This is a genomic window from Mesorhizobium sp. M0018, assembly GCF_040323955.1.
Classification (GTDB): domain Bacteria; phylum Pseudomonadota; class Alphaproteobacteria; order Rhizobiales; family Rhizobiaceae; genus Mesorhizobium.
Map to the genome: position 1 here is coordinate 43,186 of NZ_JAMYVL010000014.1, position 20,479 is coordinate 63,664.

The 20,479-nt window shown below is 61.9% G+C and carries 20 protein-coding genes and 1 pseudogene; 6 read left to right on the top strand and 15 right to left on the bottom strand.

The features are described from left to right. From NKJ81_RS20055 to NKJ81_RS20115, 13 genes are all read right to left on the bottom strand, one after another. Window positions 1–1,218, bottom strand: coding sequence for a TraB/TrbI/VirB10 family type IV secretion system protein (locus NKJ81_RS20055; protein WP_352541487.1), 1,218 nt, complete (start codon window positions 1,216–1,218; stop codon window positions 1–3). A gap of 11 nt (window positions 1,219–1,229) precedes the next feature. Next, a complete protein-coding gene (gene trbG, locus NKJ81_RS20060; protein ID WP_352541488.1) occupies window positions 1,230–2,258 on the bottom strand; it encodes a P-type conjugative transfer protein TrbG in 1,029 nt (342 codons plus the stop codon). Continuing rightward, window positions 2,248–2,979 (bottom strand): conjugal transfer protein TrbF, encoded by a 732-nt coding sequence (gene trbF / locus NKJ81_RS20065; RefSeq protein ID WP_352541489.1) that lies wholly within the window; start codon window positions 2,977–2,979, stop codon window positions 2,248–2,250. Before trbF ends, trbG begins: the two co-directional genes overlap by 11 nt. Continuing rightward, complete coding sequence (gene trbL, locus NKJ81_RS20070; RefSeq protein WP_352541490.1) at window positions 2,980–4,302, bottom strand: P-type conjugative transfer protein TrbL; 1,323 nt, start codon at window positions 4,300–4,302, stop codon at window positions 2,980–2,982. It lies immediately after the preceding gene. 36 nt (window positions 4,303–4,338) lie between these two features. After that, window positions 4,339–5,064 carry a P-type conjugative transfer protein TrbJ gene (trbJ, locus tag NKJ81_RS20075; RefSeq protein ID WP_352495888.1) on the bottom strand — a complete coding sequence of 242 codons (726 nt, stop codon included), beginning with the start codon at window positions 5,062–5,064 and terminating at the stop codon, window positions 4,339–4,341. Beyond that, window positions 5,061–7,511 carry a conjugal transfer protein TrbE gene (trbE, locus tag NKJ81_RS20080; RefSeq protein WP_352541491.1) on the bottom strand — a complete coding sequence of 817 codons (2,451 nt, stop codon included), beginning with the start codon at window positions 7,509–7,511 and terminating at the stop codon, window positions 5,061–5,063. The genes trbJ and trbE overlap by 4 nt, the downstream gene beginning before the upstream one ends. Further along, the gene (locus tag NKJ81_RS20085; protein WP_023680309.1) at window positions 7,505–7,777 is read right to left on the bottom strand and encodes a VirB3 family type IV secretion system protein; all 273 of its coding nucleotides are present in this window, start codon (window positions 7,775–7,777) and stop codon (window positions 7,505–7,507) included. The genes trbE and NKJ81_RS20085 overlap by 7 nt, the downstream gene beginning before the upstream one ends. Beyond that, window positions 7,777–8,085: a TrbC/VirB2 family type IV secretion system protein gene (locus tag NKJ81_RS20090; protein WP_023680310.1), complete on the bottom strand. Its 309-nt coding sequence runs from the start codon at window positions 8,083–8,085 to the stop codon at window positions 7,777–7,779. The genes NKJ81_RS20085 and NKJ81_RS20090 overlap by 1 nt, the downstream gene beginning before the upstream one ends. Window positions 8,086–8,096: 11 nt before the next feature. Further along, entirely contained in the window at window positions 8,097–9,065 is a 969-nt protein-coding gene (gene trbB / locus NKJ81_RS20095) for a P-type conjugative transfer ATPase TrbB (RefSeq protein WP_352495886.1), read from the bottom strand. Further along, a complete protein-coding gene (locus NKJ81_RS20100; protein ID WP_352541492.1) occupies window positions 9,062–9,475 on the bottom strand; it encodes a CopG family transcriptional regulator in 414 nt (137 codons plus the stop codon). The genes trbB and NKJ81_RS20100 overlap by 4 nt, the downstream gene beginning before the upstream one ends. A 120-nt stretch (window positions 9,476–9,595) precedes the next feature. Then, the gene (locus NKJ81_RS20105; RefSeq protein ID WP_352495884.1) at window positions 9,596–11,623 is read right to left on the bottom strand and encodes a conjugal transfer protein TraG; all 2,028 of its coding nucleotides are present in this window, start codon (window positions 11,621–11,623) and stop codon (window positions 9,596–9,598) included. A 425-nt stretch (window positions 11,624–12,048) separates the two neighbouring features. Next, on the bottom strand, window positions 12,049–12,291 hold the full coding sequence (locus NKJ81_RS20110) for a GcrA family cell cycle regulator (protein WP_352541493.1): 243 nt from the start codon (window positions 12,289–12,291) through the stop codon (window positions 12,049–12,051). A 291-nt stretch (window positions 12,292–12,582) separates the two neighbouring features. After that, complete coding sequence (locus NKJ81_RS20115; protein WP_352457940.1) at window positions 12,583–12,816, bottom strand: hypothetical protein; 234 nt, start codon at window positions 12,814–12,816, stop codon at window positions 12,583–12,585. A 20-nt stretch (window positions 12,817–12,836) separates the two neighbouring features. Between NKJ81_RS20115 and NKJ81_RS20120 the strand changes: the two genes are divergently transcribed. Further along, window positions 12,837–13,307, top strand: a complete 471-nt coding sequence (locus NKJ81_RS20120) for a KTSC domain-containing protein (RefSeq protein ID WP_352457939.1) — start codon at window positions 12,837–12,839, stop codon at window positions 13,305–13,307. Between the two features lie 315 nt (window positions 13,308–13,622). Here the strand turns inward: NKJ81_RS20120 and NKJ81_RS20125 are convergent, their stop codons facing one another. Further along, window positions 13,623–14,099, bottom strand: a complete 477-nt coding sequence (locus tag NKJ81_RS20125; RefSeq protein ID WP_352541494.1) for a hypothetical protein — start codon at window positions 14,097–14,099, stop codon at window positions 13,623–13,625. Between the two features lie 176 nt (window positions 14,100–14,275). On the opposite strand from NKJ81_RS20125, the gene NKJ81_RS20130 reads away from it, so the two are divergent. The 3 genes from NKJ81_RS20130 to NKJ81_RS20140 all read left to right on the top strand — a co-directional run bounded on the left by NKJ81_RS20130 (window position 14,276) and on the right by NKJ81_RS20140 (window position 16,787). After that, the gene (locus NKJ81_RS20130) at window positions 14,276–14,614 is read left to right on the top strand and encodes a hypothetical protein (RefSeq protein WP_352457937.1); all 339 of its coding nucleotides are present in this window, start codon (window positions 14,276–14,278) and stop codon (window positions 14,612–14,614) included. 1,366 nt (window positions 14,615–15,980) lie between these two features. Next, window positions 15,981–16,193 (top strand): hypothetical protein, encoded by a 213-nt coding sequence (locus NKJ81_RS32670; RefSeq protein ID WP_502895030.1) that lies wholly within the window; start codon window positions 15,981–15,983, stop codon window positions 16,191–16,193. Between the two features lie 114 nt (window positions 16,194–16,307). Beyond that, window positions 16,308–16,787, top strand: coding sequence for a DUF982 domain-containing protein (locus NKJ81_RS20140; RefSeq protein WP_352457936.1), 480 nt, complete (start codon window positions 16,308–16,310; stop codon window positions 16,785–16,787). A gap of 848 nt (window positions 16,788–17,635) precedes the next feature. On the opposite strand, the gene NKJ81_RS20145 is transcribed toward NKJ81_RS20140, so the two are convergent. Then, the gene (locus tag NKJ81_RS20145; protein ID WP_352457935.1) at window positions 17,636–18,493 is read right to left on the bottom strand and encodes an alpha/beta fold hydrolase; all 858 of its coding nucleotides are present in this window, start codon (window positions 18,491–18,493) and stop codon (window positions 17,636–17,638) included. 237 nt (window positions 18,494–18,730) lie between these two features. Here NKJ81_RS20145 and NKJ81_RS20150 point away from each other — a divergent pair, with 237 nt between their 5' ends. Next, window positions 18,731–19,780 carry a YihY/virulence factor BrkB family protein gene (locus tag NKJ81_RS20150; protein ID WP_352541495.1) on the top strand — a complete coding sequence of 350 codons (1,050 nt, stop codon included), beginning with the start codon at window positions 18,731–18,733 and terminating at the stop codon, window positions 19,778–19,780. A gap of 48 nt (window positions 19,781–19,828) precedes the next feature. Then, window positions 19,829–20,374 (top strand): annotated as a pseudogene (locus NKJ81_RS32675) (transposase); the annotation flags it as partial. Between the last annotated feature and the right edge of the window lie 105 nt (window positions 20,375–20,479).

Sequence of the window (20,479 nt, forward strand, 5' to 3'; positions counted from 1 at the left end):
TCAATTCGGGTACGGCCGTAGCACAAGATCCTTGTGCACGATGACGCGCAGTGGCCAACCAGGGCGGACGGTGATCGTGGGCTGAATATTGAGGTTCTTCTCGGTGATGCGCTGGCCAGCTTGACTGACGTTCTGCTGAGCGGATTCGCGGATTGCTTTGACCAGGTCGCTTTCGTCTTGCCCGAGGCTCAGCTCCGTGCCGACCCCCAGCAACGTGGCCAGCGCAACGCCTTTCATCAGCTGCCAGGTGTGGAAATCCACCTTGTCCTCAAGCCCAGCATAGCCGGCGGTGTCCGTCGCCGGCAGATTGTCGATTTCGATCGAAGAGCCGTCGGGCAGCAGTATCCGTTGCCAGACCAGCAGCGCGCGCCTTTGTCCAAAGGCAACAACGCTGTCATAGGTGCCAATCAGGCGAGAGCCTTGCGGAATGAGCAAGGTGCTGCCGGTGACTGTGTCCTGCACATTCTCGGTGACCTGTGCGACGACGAGGCCGGGCAAGTCGGAATTGATGCCAGTGATCAGGCTCGCTGCAATGACGCTGCCGGCCATCAGCTGATACGGCGAAGCCGGCGTCTGCAGTGCATGCAGATTGTAGATTCCACTTGTGTTCCGCTGGCTGACAAAATCGAGCTTTCGCTGTTGATTGTTTTGGTCGCCCTCGGCCGGTGCTACGGAAGCTGAATCGCGTGCGGCGTCCGATTGTGGAGCCGTTGCCTCAAAGGGTGGACGCCCGCCCTGCCCGTTGCCGGCGGCATCCGTTAGCCGGGGTCGATTTTCGATCCGGAAGAAGACTTGCGATTCGCGCGCCTCGATCGCCTGCTGTGCAAGGCGCTGCTCCTCCGCCGAAACCTCCTGGCCCGGTGCGATGCCCAGCTGGCGTTGGTGCTCAAGGATGGGGCGGCCGAGATCGCCGGGCAGCGGTGGTCCAAGCACCGGAGGCTTGGGCTTGATCCCGGAATAGTCCTTAGGCAGCCTTTCAATTGCCTCCGCGGTTGGCTTCCGCTCAGTGTTGTAAAGCTCTTCAGCCTGCTCTTTGATGCGCAGTGCCGGTCCCTGCAGCGCCATCATGGTGACGCCTAGAATGGTGCCGGAACCAACAGCTGCAATGGCGACAATAATGCTGCGCTTGAAGCGCACAGCGCGGCGGGGCGAGGCCCGCAGCTGCAGCTGTTCTGGATCGAGTTTCGGTGGAGCATCGGAGCGGGAAGTATCCGTCATGGGTCGTCCCCTCACCTGCTGGAACGCGAAAAGAGCGATATCCGCCGCGGCGCTTGCCTGCCGTCGGTCCTCGTGATGCGCACCACCTGCTGCTGCTTGGCGCCGAGGCGCAGTTCGGCCGCGGCGAAGAGGCGATCGACGATGTAATAGTTGCCACGTATGCGGTAGTTGACGAGCTGGTTGTCCCCGTCAGCACCGACGATGAAGAGTGGCGGGGCCTCGCCCTGATCGATGCGGCCAGGAAATTCGATATAGACCTTGCTGCCATCGTCGAAGGCACGCGTCGGCCTCCAGGGTGGCGTATCGCCGGTGATTGCATAGCGGAAGCGAATATTTTCGAGAGCCACATTCGACGCCACTGGCATAGCAGCCTCGGCCTGCGAATTGCGCCGGCGTAGCGCGATGATCTGGTCCTCGCTGTAAGTCCAGGAGATGGCCGCCATGGCGGTCTTATCCGTGCTTTGAAGCTGCAGGTGATAGCTTCGCCGGTCCGTGGTGATCACCAGATTGGTGGCAAGTCCTGGCGCGAAGGGCTTCACCAGCACATGGGTGCGCTGGTCATCGCCGGAGCCACTGACGGTGTCGCCAATTACCCAGCGCACTGTATCGCCGGCCGACACGGATTGGAGTTTCTCGCCTGACTGCAGAGCGATATCGCTGACGCGCTCCGGTGCGGCATAGAGCTGGTAGAGCGCGCCTTCGGCAAAAGGGTAAACCTGCACCGCATTCACATAGCCATATTTGGTGGGTTGCTGCGTCGCCGCCTTGTTGGCATCGGCGACACGTTCTTCAGGCGAGCGCTTGTCTTCAGCAGCCTTGCCCGGCTCGGGCTGCAACTGGCCGGGCAGCGGCAGCGGTTTCGGCACTTCCACGACTTTGACGGGCTTCTCCGGCGCCTTCTCGATTGCCGCCGGTTGGAACTTGGCAGCATCATAGGAAATCTGAGGTGGCGGCACCGGCTTCGAGGCACAGGCGGAGATGACCGCAGCCGACGTCGACAGGACCAGCGCAGTGCGGAGCGACGAGAGTCTATTTATCATTGGCGGGCTCCTTTGGGGGAACGGAAGTCTGCGCGGCACTGTCGAGCTCGCGCGACCAGTCGATGGCATTGATGAAGACGCCGAGCGGGTTTTTGCGCAGCTGATCGGTATTGTTCGGCTGCCGGATCACAATGGTGAGGATTCCGGTCCAACGCGTTGTGCTGGCGAGGCTGCCACGCTCAAAGACCTGCTCGGTCCATTTGACTTGAAAGGAGCTGTCGGACGCTCTAACCACGCTCGTCACCTGCACCGAGACGCTGCGCGTGCCGATCTTGCCGAACGGGTCATTGGCCTTAGCGTACTCATTGAGAAAGAGGGCTGCACGGTCGGTGGCGAAGTCGTAGGCCGAGAGCCAATTCTGCCGCACCAGCACCGCATCGGTGGAGACGGAGCGGACATTCTGGATGAAATGGCCGAGATGCCAGGCAATCTGGGCATCGTCGGGCTCGTAGGTTTGGATTGCCGGCGCGACAGCCCGTGTTTCACCGAAGCGGTCGACCTCGACAACATAAGGCACGACGCGGCCCTGCATCGACTGCCACAAGAGTCCACCAGAGAGCCCGATGGCCAGAGCGAGGCAGCCAAAGGCCATCAGGCGCCAATTCCTTGCCTGCACGCGCGCAGTGCCGATGCGCTCGTCCCAAAGTTGGGCGGCATTCTGGTATGGTGTGACGGGGTGGGGCGTCTTCCCGTAACGCTGAACAGGTCGCTTGAAGAGCATCTAGTCTTCCTTATCGTTGAGAGAGGGGTTGGCCCCGCTTCCACCCCGATCGCCATCGCGGACGGCCTGCGTGGCGGCGTGGCGATGGGCGCGCGCGGTCTGTTGGGAACGCAAGCGCCTCGCCCACGCCGGCGCGGCATTGGCACCTGACGCGGCAGGGTTTCCGCTCATTGATGCGGTCGGCGTGCCGCCCGTCGCGGTCCAGGCGGCATCGCGGCCGGCATCGGCGCTGCGCCGGAATGGTTCTGTTGCAGATCGCATTCCCCGCATCGCGGCGCCGCCAGCTGCGCCGGCAGCGCCCTGCAGTCCAGCAGCTACGCCGGAGAGGCCGGACTCGGGCGATGTTGCACGCCCCATCTGCCAAGCTGTGGAAGCAGCCGATCCCATGGCCGTGCCGGCTCGAACGGCGGCGAGACCGCCGCCGGTTGCCATGCGCGCGCCGGCAAGCGCCGCACCTCCGGCAACGAGCGTTGATCCGGCGGCCGCCGCGGTGGTTCCGAGTGCGGCTCCCGCGCCAAGCTGCGGCGCGCCCGAGACAAGACCCGAGGCAATTCCCGGCCCGAAAATGCCGAGCCCAAGCAGCGCCAACGCGCCCAGTACCTGTGACATGGCCGCGGCCAAGTCCGGCTCCTTGCCTTGCAGCGCGGAAGCGAACTCACCGAAGAGCGTGGAGCCGATGCCGACGATGACAGCAAGCACCATCACCTTAATGCCCGACGAGATCACATTGCCGAGCACGCGCTCGGCCAGAAACGCCGAGCGGTTCCAGAGCGCGAAGGGCACCAGAACAAAACCGGCCAATGTGGTGAGTTTGAACTCCAGGATGGTGATGAAGAGTTGAATTGAAAGAATGAAGAAGGCGATGAGGACCAGGAACCAGGCGAGAAGCAGCACGAAGATGGTCAGCGCGTTGCCAAAGATCTCGGGGAAGCCGACTAGCTGGCTCGCTTGATTGAGCAGCGGCCAGGCGCCCTCGAAGCCGGCCGCGGCAATGCGGCCTGGCCGCAGGAGACTGTCGGCGGACAGATTGCCGGTCGATGCGTTGATGCCGAGCCCGGCAAAGGAATGGTAGATGATGTCGGCGAGGTTCTTAAAATTGTTCAGGATGAAGGCGAAGGCGCCGACATAGAGCACTTTTCGGACAAGCCGGCCAAGAACATTGGGCTCGCCGCCGAACGCCCAGACCAGGCCGGCCAGCGTGATGTCGATGCCGATCAGGATGGTGGTGAGAAAGGCGACGTCGCCCGAAAGCAGACCGAACCCGCTATCAATATGGCGGGTAAAAGTCTCCATGAAGCGATCAATGACGCCGAGGTCATTCATGTCGCCGCCTTCCTCGTTGTCTTGAAGAACTGCTGATCAGTTGCCGGGATAGGCCGTACCGGTGCCCAGGAAACGCTTCGTCGTCTCGCGGGCGGCTTCCTCGGACTGCGCCTTGCGGGCAGCATCTTCGGCTTCAGCCCGGAACTGGGTCGCGAGCAGCGTCTGGATCTGCATCTGCTGCTTGGTCGAAAGCGCGATCAGCTGATTGGTGGCCTGGCTTGCCTCAAGGGCACCTGCCGCGCCCTGACTGCGGTTGACGAGATCGGTAAGCAGGTCGCCGTCGGCCTGCACGTTCTCCACGATCTGCGACTGCGCGCTCATGGTTTGGCGGAACGCCTGCATGGCGTTTTGCCAGCGCTCGCGCGCGGCGCTCGCCACATCGCTGACCTTGATTGTGGCGTCGTAGCTTTCCGGATATTGCACACGCCACTGGTTTTGAAGCTTGTCGAGATCGAAGCTCAGGCCGCTGGCCTGGGTCATCAGGCCGTCGATCCGTTGGAGCGAACCTGTGAGCTGGCCGACGGAAGAAAAATCCAAGCGCTGAAGATTCCGCGCCATGTTCTGCAGCATGGTCGCCTGGTTCTGAAGCGACTGGATCTGGTTGTTTATCTGCTCCAGAGAACGTGCCGCTGTCAGCACGTTCTGCGCATAATTCGACGGATCGAACACGATCAGGGCGTGGGCCGGCTGGACGTAGTCGGCCATCGGTTTTGCGATTAGGGAAACGGTGATCAGGCTGGTGAGAAGGCGGCGCCGCATCATGACGATTGCTCCTTGTCTGGTTGAGGGAATTGCTGGAGAAGCTCGACAGCCCAATCGAGGCCGCGTGCACTCAGGAACCGGGAGGTAAAGCTGTCCTGCCCGTGCTCTGACAGGACGCTGTCGATCAAAGCTTGCGTGGCCGGATCAGAGGCGCCGCAGAGCGCAAGAGCGATCGGGCCGAGCCCGAGCTCGAAGAGGCGGTTGCCGCGGCGCGACTGCACATAATACTGGCGCTTCGGTGTGGCACGGGCGACCAATTCGATCTGCCGCTCGTTCAGACCAAATCGCTCATAAGCCACCCGCGCCTGCGGTTCCACGGCACGGTCATTGGGGAGAAAAATGCGCTGTGGGCAGCTCTCGATGATCGCCGGCGCGATGGAAGAGCCAGCGATGTCGGCAAGCGACTGCGTGGCAAAGATCACCGACACGTTCTTCTTTCGCAGCACCTTCAGCCATTCACGGATGCGGGCGGCAAAGAGAGGGTTATCGAGATAGACCCAGGCCTCGTCGAGCATCAGCAGCGTCGGCCGTCCGTCGAACCGCTCCTCGAGACGATGGAACAGATAGGTGAGCACCGGGAGCACAGCGCCTTGGCTGTGCATCAGCTCTTCGGTCTCGAAGCACTGCACATCCGACAAGGCCAGCCGATCGTCATCGGCGTCGAGCAGACGCCCGAACGGGCCATCGAGCGTGTACGGCATCAACGCGGATTTCAGCGCATTGGACTGAAGCAGGACCGACAATCCAGTGAGCGTGCGTTCCTGCGCCGGCGCGGTGGCAAGGCTGGTCAGGGCCGACCAGATCGCCTCCTTCACCTCCGGCGTTACGGTGACATTCTCATGGGCAACGAGACCGGCGATCCATTTCGCCGCCCAGCTGCGAGTAGCCTGGTCGCCGATATTGCGCAGTGGCTGGAAGGCAAGCGCACCATCCGCGCCCAGCGCGTGGTGTTCTCCGCCCATGGCCAGTGTTGCCGCACGAGCCGAATTGCCCTTGTCGAAGACATAGACCTGCGCCCCGGCATAGCGTCGAAACTGCAGAGCGACTAGCCCAAGCAGAACCGACTTGCCGGCACCGGTCGGCCCAACGACCAGCATGTGGCCGACATCGCCAACGTGGGTGGAAAGCCGAAACGGTGTCGACCCGTTGGTCTCTGCGAAGAGAAGCGGCGGGGATTCGGTCCCAGTCACGTTGGCGAGATGCTCGTTATCCACCGGACCGGCCCACGCCGACGACAGCGGCATGACATGGGCAAGGTTCAGCGTGTGAACGAGCGGCTGGCGAACGTTAGCGTAGACATGACCGGGCAACGAGCCGAGCCACGCCTCGACCGCATTGATGCTTTCACGGATCGTGGTGAAGCCGAGCCCATTGACTATGCGCTCAACCGCTCGGAGCTTTTCCGCGGCGGCCTGCCGGTCCTGGTCCCATACCGTCACCGTTGTGGTGAGATAGCCGAAGCCGACGTGATCGCCGCCCAATGCCTGAAGGGCGGCATCCGCATCGAGCGCCTTGTTGTCGGCGTCACTATCGACGAGAGGGACGGGTTCGTTGGTCACGACCTCGCGCAGGATGGCTGCGACCGATTTGCGCTTGGCAAACCACTGACGGCGCAACCGGGTCAGTGTCTTTGTGGCTTCCGTCGTGTCGAGCGGGATGAAGCGCGTCATCCAGCGGTAGGCGAAATCCTGATGGTTGAGCGCGTCGAGGATCCCTGGCCGGGTGACGTTCGGGAAACCAAGGATGGTGAGGGTGCACAGATGCTGCTCACCCAGCATCGGCTCCAGGCCGCCGGTAAGCGGCGCGTCAACCAGAACACCGTCGAGATACATTGGCGTTTCCGGCATGGCCACTGGCTGGCGGCGGGTCGAGATTGTGCCGTGCAGATAGGTTAGCGTCTCGGCATCATCGAGGGCGCGCACTTCCGGCATGAAGCCGGACAGCAAATCCAGGACGCGGTCGGTCCCGTCGCGAAACCACGCCAGCTCCTGGCGCCAGTCTCTAGCCCCTCCCGAGTGATGCGAGTCGACCAGTGCGCTTTCCGCCCGCGCCTGGCCATCTGGCGCCGGCATGAAGACCAAGGTCAGATGATAGCGACTCTCGAAGTGCGCGACCTTGCCCTCGAAGGCCGCGCGCCGTTCCTCATCGACCAGCCATGAGGCAGCATCGGGAAAAGCCGAGCTCGGATAGCCCAGCGCTTCAACGCGCTCGGCCTCGAAAAACAACCCCCATCCGGAGCCCAACCTTCGTAGCGCATTGTTGGCTCGTGCGCAGATGCCGACCAATTCGGCTTCGGTCGCGCTTTCAAGGTCGGGGCCACGGAACCGGAAGGTTCGCTGGAAGCTACCGTCTTTATTGAGCACGATGCCGGGCGCGACCAAAGCGGCCCAGGGCAGATGATCGGCAAGCCGATCGGCTTTGCCGCGATACTCCGAAAGGTTCAGCATGCAAGCCACCCCTTCAGGCGAAGATGACGGACAAGCACGCTGGCGAAGTCCGGATCGCGGCGAGCGGCAAAGACCGCGAGCGTGTGGCCGGCGATCCAGAGCGCCAGTCCGGCGATCCACTGCTGCAGGCCAAGTCCGATGGCGGCGGCCACCGTGCCGTTGAGGATCGCCACCGCTCGCGGCGCGCCGCCCAGCAGGATCGGCTCAGTCAATGCCCTGTGAACGGGGACTTCGAAACCCTCGATATGCTGCTCTCCGGTGGCCATCAAACGAGTGCCCCGCCGCCGAAGGAGAAGAAGGAGAGAAAGAAGCTCGATGCCGCGAAGGCGATCGACAGGCCGAAGACAATCTGGATCAGCCGGCGAAAACCGCCTGCCGTGTCGCCGAAGGCAAGAGTCAGGCCGGTAGTGATGATGATGATCACCGCGACGATCTTGGCGACCGGTCCCTGCACCGACTCAAGGATCTGCTGCAGCGGCTGTTCCCAAGGCATGCCGGAGCCCGCTGCGTGGGCCGGGACGGTGAGAAGAAACGCGAGCGCGGTGGACGAAAGGAAGCGAAGCTTCTTGAGCATGAGGTGACCTTTCAAAACTGCTGGAGTTGCGGAAGCGTGAGCGGGGTGACGGCGTAATCACCGCTGCTGTCGAGACCGGTGACCTCAGCGATCGCGTCAATGCGGCGCGAGGATCCGCGCCCAGCGATGAAGACGATCAGATCTACCGCATCAGCGATGAGGCGGCGGGGAACGGTGACGACGGCTTCCTGGGCGAGCTGCTCGATACGGTAGAGAGCGGAGCGCGCCGAATTGGCGTGAACCGTCGCGATGCCGCCGGGATGCCCGGTGTTCCATGCCTTCAGCATGTCCAGGGCTTCCGCGCCCCTGACTTCGCCCACGATGATGCGGTCGGGTCTGAGCCGCAGGGTCGAGCGCACGAGATCGGCGAGCGTGACCGCCCCCCGCCTCGTCCTCAAGGCAACGCAATCCTTCGCCGCGCATTGCAGTTCGCGCGTGTCCTCGATCAGGATCACCCGCTCGTCGCAATCGGCGGCTTGTGCCAGCAGCGCATTGGCAAGTGTTGTCTTGCCCGACGACGTGCCGCCGGCGACCAGGATGTTGCGCCGCTCGCGGACCGCCTTCTTCAGCGCATCGGCCTGCAGCGGCAGCATGACCCGGTCGGCGACATAGTCGGCCAACGTGTAGAGTTTCGCCGCAGGCTTTCGGATGGCGAAGCAAGGCCCCAGCACGACAGGCGGCAGCAGACCCTCGAAGCGCTCGCCCGATGGCAATTCGGCGCTGACAATCGGATTGTCAGCATGCGCCTCGGCGCGCACGTGGGAGGCGACCAGGCGGATGATGCGTTCGGCCTCAGAAGGATGCATGTGCACGCCGGTGTCGACCCGGCCTTCACCCAACCGGTCGAGCCGCAGCGCACCGTCGGGATTGACCATCACCTCAATGACGGTCGGATCGGCAAGGGCTTCGGTGATCGCCGGACCCATGGCGGTGCGCAGCATGACGCGGCGGCGATGGTCGGCTTCCGGATGAGAACTCATCCTTCCCCTCCCCTGCGATCGTCGGTGCCAAGTGACCGTTTCCCGGAAGCGATTTGGCGGCCGACCTGTTCGACGAATTTGTCGAAGCGCTCCTGGGCAATCGCTTGCGTGGCCCTGTCCGGCACCGGCGTGTGAGCATGAAGCGTGATCGAAAAGCGGATGAAGAGCGCCAGGCTCTCCAGAATCATCTCGACATCGCGCCTGACATGTCCGAGGTCGCGGGAAAGACGGTCGAGCCTCTTGCCGTAGCGCTGGTCGAGTTCATTCTCCCCACGCCGCTCGATAAAGGTCTCGACCGCGTGCGCCACAATGGCCGATTTGGTGGTCGATGGATTGCGGCTGAGGTTCTCCAGCTTCTCGCTCAACTCGGGTTCAAGCAAAAACTGGTGACGAATGCGGTGGGGCTTCATGCTGCTCGTTCCCTCTGACCGGCGCTGATGCACCGGCGACGGGAACGAGCATCGTCGAGATCCTCGAAATCGCTTACGGCCGTTATCTACGCTGAGATGCGCCCGCGTATGGCGCGCCGTTCAGAAGCCGGGCACGATGTCCTTGTCGTCGCCCATTCCCTCGTTGAGGCCGTACGCACGTGCGGCGGTGGAAATCCGATCCATGACGCGCTTGTCGGCGAGCGTCTCGCAGTCATCGTCTGCGGGCGTGAACAGATCGCCCTGATCAGGCTCCTGGACGACGAGGGTCCGTTCTTCGCGCAGGCCCGGATGGCGCTGCTGCTGGACACCTCCGTCTTCGATTGCCGCGCCGGCACTGTCGTCATCGCCAGCAAGACGCCGATCCACGCCGCGCACCTGTCCGCTCCAATCGTCCGGGCGCGACGTGGGCCGATCCGCGTAGGCACCGTCGCGCAGCACCGGCGAAGGCAGCACTCGCTCCGTGAAATTCGGATCCTGGTAATAACGCAACTTCTTGGCGCGAATCGGCGGCAATCCCGAAACCAGGATTAGTTCGTCAGCCTGCGGCAACTGCATCACCTCACCCGGCGTCAGCAGGGGGCGAGCGGTCTCTTGGCGGCTTACCATGACGTGGGACAACCAGGGCGCCAACCGATGGCCGGCATAGTTGCGCATCGATCTGAGTTCCGTCGCGGTACCGAGCGCGTCCGAGATGCGTTTGGCCGTGCGCTCGTCATTTGAGGAAAAGGCAATCCGCACATGGCAATTGTCGAGAATGGCGTTGTTCTCGCCATAGGCCTTGGAGATTTGGTTCAACGATTGCGCTATCAGATAAGCGCGGATGCCGTAGCCTGCCATGAAGGCGAGCGCAGTCTCGAAGAAGTCGAGCCGACCGAGCGCCGGAAATTCATCCAGCATCATCAGGAGCTGATGCTTGCGGCTCTTCTTTGGATCGCCCTCCAGGCGCTCGGTCAGCCGCCGGCCGATTTGATTGAGCACCAATCGCACCAGGGGCTTAGTGCGCGAGATATCCGACGGCGGCACGACCAGATACAGCGACATCGGTCGCTCGGCATCCACAAGGTCGGCAATGCGCCAGTCGCAGGCCGATGTTGCCGCGGCCACCGTTGGATCACGATAGAGCCCGAGAAACGACATGGCGGTCGAGAGAACGCCTGAGCGCTCGTTCTCTGACTTGTTCAGCACCTCACGAGCCGCCGAGGCCACGACCGGATGGACCTGGGGCTTGTCCACCGTGCCGAGGTGGTTTGTGGTCATCATCCGCTGCAGTGTCGCAGCGAATGAGCGTTGCGGGTCCGACAGGAAGGTGGCGACACGGGCGAGTGTCTTTTCCTCTTCGGCGTAGAGCACGTGCAAGATGGCGCCAACTAGGAGTGAATGACTGGTCTTCTCCCAATGGTTCCGCCGCTCCAGCGCGCCTTCCGGATCGACGAGAATGTCGGCGATATTCTGAACGTCGCGGACCTCATCTGGACCTTTGCGCACTTCCAGCAGCGGGTTGTACCGCGCCGATCTCGGATCGGTCGGATTGAACAAGAGACAGTGCGAGAACTTCGACCTCCAGCCAGAGGTCAGCTGCCAGTTCTCGCCTTTGATGTCGTGAATGACGGCCGAGCCGGTCCAGGAAAGAAGGGTTGGAACAACGAGTCCGACGCCCTTGCCCGAACGTGTCGGCGCAAAGGCCATGACGTGTTCTGGTCCGTCATGGCGCAGATAGCGATAATTCAGTCCGCCAAGGAAAACGCCGGCCGGCTGAAACAGCCCCGCCTTCTCGATTTCCAGCTTCATGGCCCATCGTGAGGACCCATAGGTGGTGACCAACCCCCGCTGCCGTGCGCGCCAGAGGGACCCAGCTATCGCGGCGGCACAGCCCAGGAACCCGCTGGCTCCGGCAAGTATGCCAGCCTTGTCGAAGACTTCAGGCGCATAGGCGTCAAATTGGAACCACCATTCGAACAGTTTCCACGGCTGGTAGATCGGCCAGCCGACTGTCACAAACCATGGCGCGCCCAGTGGCGGCTGATAGGAGAGCATGTGGGCGCACCATTGGGTTGCAGTCCACACGCCAAGAATGACAATTGCGAATACGACAGCGATCTGCCCAATCAGCAACTTCGTGGGTGTCAATGGCTTGCTCCGCTCTTCTGGGCAGACGGACCAAACATCGCGCCGAGCGATGAGAATTCGAACGGCCGCTACGTGCGACTAGGTGCGATGACAAGGTTGATAGGCATTGTTCAGCTGCGAACAGCAAAAATCCGCCGCAGCAACCGATCGGCGGTGCCAGGTACGCGGTTTGGTCGCAGAAGATGTTGGGGCTTCAGGCGCGGGCACATTGAAGATGTGCTGACAGACAAACCTTTGGAGCCGACGCGTTTGTGCGATTAGCGAGCTGAAGGGCTCGGCGAGAAGTCGTCGTTCTCAATCGGGCGACGGGGATACATCGGCGAAGACGGCATAAGGCAGGATGGGCCAGACCGAGCCGACGGCAAGGTCGTAGCCAAGGCCTTGGAGCGCATAGCGCCTGGCCGGGAGGCCGCCGCCAGTCAGGCTTACGCGGCGCGTCGTTGAGCGAGGTGAAGACCCGAACGGGCTCGACGAGGGTCCACGGCGGTCACAATGTTGTGGTGGTGATCGCAGTAGACGCGATCCGGCGAAGTTGGCCCAGCACAAAAACGATAACCACCGGGTACTGACGGGTCTTCGCTCACCGGGAAGCGGCATTGATAGAGGCCTAGCTGAATGAGGGGGACATCTCTCGAAGTTGGTCTGATATTTTCAGGATTTTCAGGCATGATGGTTTCCTAGTTCGTAGCAATTACCAGCTGACGGCCGCAGTGCGACCCGTCGGGACGAGCTTCTCTCGTTTTGGAGGGCTATGGGTCACCATATGGTGTTGGTAGCACCATCAATGAAGCCCTACGCCCTGCTTCTGAAGCCAATAGTTTGCGACTTAAGGCCACACGCGGACGCATTAGCAATCTACCATCGTGTCCCCGAGGCACTCGCCCGCCGCGGTTTGCCGGGTGGGGCCCTAGGCCCACTCGCGGCGCTCGCACTCGATCTCGGTGCGGGTTTGCCGTGTCTCATCGCCCTGTCAGCGCCTTGCAAATGAGCGAAACCAAGCTGTCGCGCGCTCGCTCGTGGAGTGCGCCTTTCGGCCGCCATGCAAGGAAATCATCAACGCTCATCCAATCAGCCGGGTTTGTGTCGGCGTCTGGCTGGCTGAATTCCACATACAGATGCAGTTCGTCCGGCACGAAGACGACCCTCCACGATCCTTTGATGTCATTGGCAAGGTTATAGGCGAGGACGGCCATGGCGGGGCACTCCTTTCGCCGTGGAGCGTGCCTATCTCACGGGAAAATTCCATCGCCAGAAGTTGGTATTGACGCTCCCGCTTTCTCAGAAATCCAACGTCCGCATGATGCCGAAAGGTGCGGCTAGCTTTTTGTGTATCCTGGTTGGAACACGGGACCGCCGCGCAAGTTCGGTGCACGCAGCCATTCCTCCCCTCCAGGTATTGCTGCAGATCGGTATCCCGATCGGCCCGCGCTCCCCGCAAGGGCGCGGGCCTCGGCCTGTGGTGCTCATGCCATCTACTTCGATCCGCAAGATGGAATATGATCTGGATAGAAGGACCCTCTCGGTGTGGTTCGTCGCCAGCGGCAAGCGGTACGAGTTTGAGGGGGTACCGCCGGAAACCTTTGCCGCGTTCCGGGCCGCGTTCGCCAAGGGCCGCTATTTCAACGACCACATCCGCAACAATTTCCGCTACCGTCTGGTTGCGAGCGATAGCGACCCGGGATGACCTGACCTGCCGGCGGCTCAATCGTCCTGTCGCTCCAACCGGCGGTTGGTGGACGCGTTGCCGCTGTGGCGCTTAGGGTTGGTTACGGTCCGCGCTCACTTGGCAAGCCCACCCCCCGCATCCCCCCGCCTGGTGCAAAGCGTTTGATCGGTCCCGCCGTTCTGGCAGTGCGGCGGGACTTTTTTGCGGTCCAGGTGGAGCATCGGCGCGCGGGGAAGGCGCGGTGCACGCAGCACCCTTTTCTCATCCAACGTACGTCGGTGGCGCGCTGAAGGGTCTCAATGACGGTCTGCCGCCGGAACTCAACTAGCTGGACTATTGCTCGACCGGAAGCGGCTCGTGCTGCGGCTCAGCGTGGTGGAAGACCTGTCCAAGATCGCGCGCGTCGAACGTTTGGCCGCAGACTGGGCAGTAGACCAAGTGCTTCGACTCGTCCTCTACCGGCCCGTCATGCGGCCTGCCCTCATAGCCTGTCGCGATGTTGTCGGTTCTAATCCGGGGCAACGACAGTGCCTTTCGTCGTTTTGGCGGCCGATATTTCTCGATTAGCCGGACCTTGTCACGGTCGACCGTGACCAGCGGCCCGAGGCCGATCGTCACGGTGTCCTCGTCGATGCGCGTGACCTCGCCTTTCAGGTCGATTTGCTGGCCTCGGTTCACCTTGGTGTGGTCGATGATGGAATGTGGGAAGTCGTAACCTGGGATCGAGACCCTTACGCGGTCCTCTGTTACCCGCGTCAGAACCCTGGCCGTAATCGCCACCTGGTCACCAATGCCTATTCTCCGAGCCATGCCATGGATTCTGGTGCGGGCAGTGTCTTCTTCAAGAGGCCTCTAATATACGCCGGCCATCCTAAGGCTGACCTACGACCAGAGTTACAAAAGTTGAACTTCACCGGGGAACACTCCTTCTGTCTGCCTGTTCAATTTGCCAGGCGCATCCCGCGCATTCAGACAGGAGAAAGAAGATGAAACGCATCCTTTTGGCTTCGGCCGTGCTGGCGGTGTCGGCCGGGCTTTCCTTTGCCCAGACGACGAGCGGAACTTCGAGCGGAACCTCGACCACCACAACCATGCCCAGCACGACGGATCAGGGCACCGGCACGACGAGCAGCGGGACCAACATGTCCGGCGATCAGGGCACCGACACGACCACCACCAGCGGCACCACAAATCCGAACTCGGCCAGAGACTGCGCGCCCGGCCAGCAGACTGGCAGCGCTCAGCAGGCGGCGCCTGGTCAGCAGGACACGACAGCCAACACCGCCGCGCCGGGCCAGGTGAAAAAGACCGACGAAGGTTGCTGATTGGCACATCGGCTCAGGTTGGGAATCACCAGCGTGTGGCTGGCTGATCTCCCCCGACCACCGCCTGAACTCAACTCGGCTGGCGAGCAAGTTCCCGCCAGCTCAACGTTCTGATGCTGAAAATACTGGACCAGATCTATGCGGTCTCACCGTTAGCGCCAGCGAAGCGACGACACCGGGGCGGGACAGGCGGGGCCGCTACAGCTCCAGGCTTGTCTTCCCGGTGCGCACGGCGTCGACGACTTCGCGCATCGAGTCGAGGACGAGCTGCCGACGATCCGCATGCGGATCAGCAACTCAGGGTCGATCGAGGGACGGCCGACCGGGCAGGCCGCACCCTATACCCAAGCGGAAAGGCCACGCCCACGCCTGGACACGGCCAGTGTATATCGGCGGGCTGCTTGCCAATGAGCTCTAGTGATGTCGAGCGCCCGCTGCGCCGATATGAGCGTGGAGGCCACGAACAGGCGTATCAAAGGTCTGGCCTGATCGCGCCGGCTGATGATGCGCATAAAGGCCTGGGGGCCAGGCATCAGCGGCTCGGCCGTCGCCACGATCTCGGCCTGCCGCCACTTGTAGAAGGGCGCCAGATACTGGCGGATGGCCTTTAGCGTAGCGTCATGCTGGAGCGCCAACGGATCGGGATCGATGCCGTCAAAGGCGACAAGACCAAGTACCCAGGACGGAAGCCAGCAGCGATGGGGAAGCGCGACAAGATCGTGAAGTTGGATGCCGAGGGCATGACCAGAACAGCGATAGCCAAAGGAACTGGGGGTCAGTGAGCGGAGCGTTTATCCGGCGCTTCAGGGGACCGGTGAGCGCCTATAGGTGACCACTAGGACTACGAGGCGAATTAGGCCCCACCAGACTATGAAACGCTCCTCGCCTAAGCTGACCCGCGCTCGTCCGCATCTTGACCCTCAGCTTCAGACGCCTGTCGAGGAAGTGTTCGACGCTGGCCATCACCCGTGCGCCCGCACGCTCGCTGCGAACATAGAGGGCAGTCGTCGGCGTAGCGAACGAAGCAGTGCTTGCGTCGCTCCAGTTCCTTGGCGAGTTCGTCCAGCATTCCGACTTTGAAACATGGCTGATTTCCACACAGTCGCGGCGGGGCAAGACCGGCTTTTAAGCGGTTGAGACGGATCATGGATGGTCGCTGGCTCTGGATGACGGAAACGGATCAAAACGACGGCTGGATGCTCTGCATAGTCAACGAGATCACAATCTGCGGCTTCGGAAGCGAGGCTAGTCTCCATGACGTCAGGGCACGCCGCCGCTTCCGGTCTGCCAGTCTGGCGCATGTGTCAACAGTTCCGAGCCGAAGCACTGCACCGCCCTCCCAGCCAAAGAAAGTTGGCTCGCCCGACTGGCAGAAGAAGGCCTCGATGCTTCGCGCCTTCGCGGGGCCGTCAGCCAGACCATCGCCGGTGAGCCGCCGAAGGAACGTGGCATCCTTGCCGCGCTGCGCCGATCCCGCTGCCGGAGCCGATCTCCAGGTCAAGATCTGATGCGACATCTGCTCGATACAAACCGCCTCGGAGCCCCTGCTCTAAAGGACGGCCCAACGAAACGACCATAATCTTTTCATCTCCTCCCTCACAGCCGTCGAATTCGTCGCGGTGTGCTTGAGAAGCCGTCGGGCAAGCGGCGTGACGAGCTCGAAAAATAGTTCGCGGCGTCGGACGGTGCACAGATGCTTTTTGCCGGTCGGGTCCTGTTGTTCGACGAGAAGGATGGTCCGGCGAGGCAAAGAGCCGGGCCCAAGGAGAGCCTGCTCAGCCTCAATCGCATCGGCCAGCGGTTCTTTGAATTCGCGGTAATCCACATTCATGCAACCACTGCCCTTGTCTTCGCGTTTAGCTGCGTTCAATCGTGGGGAGCGACAAGAATGCGGGCCTTCAGTCCAATTACAATCTGCCTCAATCGCAACCTGACGGTGGTCGCGTCCATAGCCGACGCAATGAAGGTGCTTCAGCAACCATGGCCTAGAATGGGAAAGCCGGGGCGGCTCAACGCGATCCGAATGGTCGAGGAGTCCCTGGCCGGGCATTGCAGCCAGCAAGCTGCGCTCGAGGCCTTCAAGGCGGCGGCGGCTGAACAGGGACTCCTTAGAACAAGAGGGACCACCGCAGGTCTGGGGAAAATTGCGCGGATGGTTGAAGATCTGATGTGAGGTCATGCCGGCCTCGCTAACACTGAAGAGCCGCCCCACTTGAAGCCCGAAATACTGCCTTCTCCCGCGGCAGCCGAAACGCCTCAAACGGGCTATTAGCCTGGACGTGAGAAGGCCCTGGCTTCGTCCGGGACAGCCAGGACCCAAGTCGCGGCGGTGGCAACTAATCTGGTGGTGGCCGTCAGATGGTTCAGCCAGGTCGGCACGAGAACCGAAGATAACCGGGACTGTGCCGGCGTCGGCATTCGCAAAGAGGGGCACTCTGCATCGTTCTCGATGGCTAATCAGCAGGAAGGAACGTCTTGGCCTCTTTGGCAGCAGCCTCGAAGGCCTGACGGACCTCCACCGGGGTCAGCCGCCCCTAAAATGCGTCGGCGCAGGACTGGATCGCCAGCTTCCACTTCGGTCCCCTCTTCGGCCACTTCATGTTCCTCGGCGGCTCCCTTGACGTGGCTCACCCCGTAGGTGAGCCCAGGTCGGTTGGCCCTGACGTAGACCGGAGGGGATAACCAGTGGAGTGCCATGAGGGGGAACTTAGGCGGGAAGAGCCCGTTGACCAACCCAGCTGTAGGCGCGGATAGGGGAACGATGTAGGCCCCTCGCGGGTTTAGAGGTTGCAGCGGTCGTTCTTCGGATGTGCAGCCGCTGTGGCGGGGGTCCGTCGCCTCTCCTTGCTGGCGGCGGGCTCCGCGAAGGCGGTGTTGGTCGGAGATAATAGAACCTTATACCGCAATCCAACTTAGCTAGTTGTAATGTCCCCTCCTCTTTTGCAGCAGCCAGGAATGCCCTGCAGGCCTCCTCCGGCTCCATCTGACGCTGCCCCCAGTTTCTATCCATTTTTGAGTTCCTCAGCCCTCCAGGAACGCCAGAAGCGCCGCATTCACCGCGTTGCTCTCTTCGCGTTGAACCCAATGCGTCCCCTCCTCGAAAGTCTGCAGGCGGCCATCGTCGCAAAGGGCGAGACTGCGCTTGGCCAGCCCGGATTCCAGAGCCTGGTCCTGCATCCCCCACATAACAAGAGTAGGCGTCGTGATCCGCTCCTTCAGGCTCGGGCGAAAGCGCAAGGCGCGATACCAGTTGAGCATGCTGGTCAGCGCCCCCGGCCGCTCCCAAGCCTGCCGATATTCTGCAATCTCCTCTTCTTCGAAGGCGCCTTCCCGGCTGGATGTCCTGAGTGCTCGTGCGAGCAAGGCCGAGCGGCGCGCACCCAAAACGGCTTCGGGCAGCAAGGGGCTCTGGAAGAAAACCGCGTAGCTGCTCCGCAGAAACTGCGTCGGAGATCGCAGGGCATGGGTAAACAGCACCTCGGGATGGGGCGCATTCAGGATGACGAGCTTGTCCAGGCGATGAGGCAACTTTGCCCCGGCGGCCCAAGCGACGATGCCGCCCCAGTCATGGCCGGCGAGGTGAAACCTTCCGATGCCGAGCGCGTCGGCCAGGGCGACGACATCGCCGAGGAGCTTGGGGAGGGTGTACTCGCGGATGCCCTCTGGCTTGTCACTGGTGTTGTAGCCCCTCTGGTCGGGAACGATGACCCGATATCCGGCGGAAGCGAGCGTACCGATCTGCCGTCTCCAGCCGATCCAGAAGTCCGGGAAGCCGTGCAGGAGCATGACCGGCTTACCCTCGGCAGGCCCGGCCTGAACGACATGAAGCCGAATACTTCCGGCGTTGACGAACTGATGTTCAGGCGCGAGTGAGATCATGGCTGGTAACGTGGGTGTCGTTAAAGTGATCCAGCGCAATGAGGATTTAGATCAGGCTGCGTCGTCCCGACAACATGCACGCTCAGCCGATGGGCATGGGAGCCGAAGGGCCAAGTGGGGATGGCGCAGGTGTTGCTGCAGGCGGCGGATGTTTATTTGTAAGCGCAGGTCTGCACCTGCATCCTTTGGCGCTATTATACGTTTGCCCCGCGAAGAAGATGCTCCGGACCGGCGGCCATGTCGAAGAAACCAACCGAGGACGCTTACGAAGGTCAAGTGCAACTTGAGCGGCGGGCCGAACGGGAGAGCCGCGGACGCAATGCCGAATGGCCGTCAGAGATTCCCAGCCGCGGCTGGAAGGACGTGCTGTGGCGGGTCTTTGCTGAGATAACCGAGGACCGTGTTATGCTGATCGCGGCGGGGGCTGCATTCTATCTGCTTCTTGCCCTCTTTCCAGCGCTTGCCGCGTTCGTGTCCATCTATGGTTTCGTCGCCGACCCTCAGACCATCGCTGAGCACATTGCGTTCCTTGGCGGCGTACTGCCTTCGGGAGGTCTGGATATTATCAGATCTCAGCTTGCGTCCTTGGCCGCTCAGAAGGCTGGCGCGCTCAGCTTCGGCTTCATCTTCGGCCTTGCCGTCGCACTGTGGAGCGCCAGTAACGGCATAAAGACGCTATTCGAAGCCATGAACATCGCCTACGAGGAGAGTGAAAAGCGCGGCTTCATCCACCTGAATCTCCTGGCCTTGGGCTTCACACTTGGCGCCATCCTCATTGGTATCGGCTTTATCATCTCGGTGGGGATTGTGCCGGCCATGCTTGTGCTGCTGAACCTCGGCGGCTGGACCGAAGCCCTTGTGCGGATCTTTCGGTGGCCGATGATGCTGATCATGGTGGGCGTCGGGATCACGCTGATTTACCGCTACGGACCCAGCCGGGAAAGGGCAAAGTGGCAATGGGCGACATGGGGCGCCTTCCTCGCCGCTGTGGTCTGGATCGCAGTCTCGATAGGCTTCTCCTATTATCTTGAAAACTTCGCCAACTACAACGCCACGTATGGAGCTCTTGGGGCAGTCATCGGCTTGATGATGTGGACTTGGATTTCTGTGATTATCCTGGTTGTAGGTGCGGAGCTGAATTCCGAGATGGAGCATCAGACAGCGATGGACACCACCACAGGTGCGCAGCAGCCGATGGGTGCGCGAGGTGCCACGGTCGCCGACACACTGGGCGGACCGGCCGATGCCGCCGACCAGCAGTCGCGTTTGGACGAGCGCAACGCGTAGCGCGCAGATCAATTTGCACGCCATCGTCGAGCGGCTGCAGCCGAGCGTGAGCAACGGCTCAAGGCGCTGGTCGCCCGGCTTGCCCAGGTGACTGGCGATCTCACCATCCAGAAGCAACGCAAAAGCATCGTCGCCGATGCCGAAACCTCGCCAGCCTCGACGAGGTTCATTGTTCTGCTCAAGCGTCAGAGCCGCCGACTTGAAGGGCGAGATCGCCTCGCTACTCGACGACGATCCGCTGTGGGCCTGTCTCGATCAGGCCTTCGGTTCGGTCAAGGGCCCCGCGTACTCCTGATGGCCGAGTTGTCCGAGATTGACACCTTTCCAATAAGGCCATCGCCAAACTCGTGGGCTTGGCGCCGATCGCCAATGACAGCGGCAGACGCAGCGGTCGAAGACCGGTGCGCGGCGGCCGTAAAGGTCCGCGCTCCAGCCTCTTCCTCATCGCGCTCACCGTCGCCAGATATGATCCCCCCGCGCCTTCAGACAGGAAAGGAAAAGATGACTATTCGCATTGCGCCCGCCCGCAAGCTACCCATCATTCCCAATGCAAAAGCACGCGATGCGCGCCACGAGTTCGCAAACGCAACTTGACACCCCAGATAGTCACTCATTGGGAACCAACGGGCCTTACCTCCGTTTGCTCCTCGAATGGAGGAAACCATGAACAACCGGAATTCTGAACGGCGTCCCCCGACT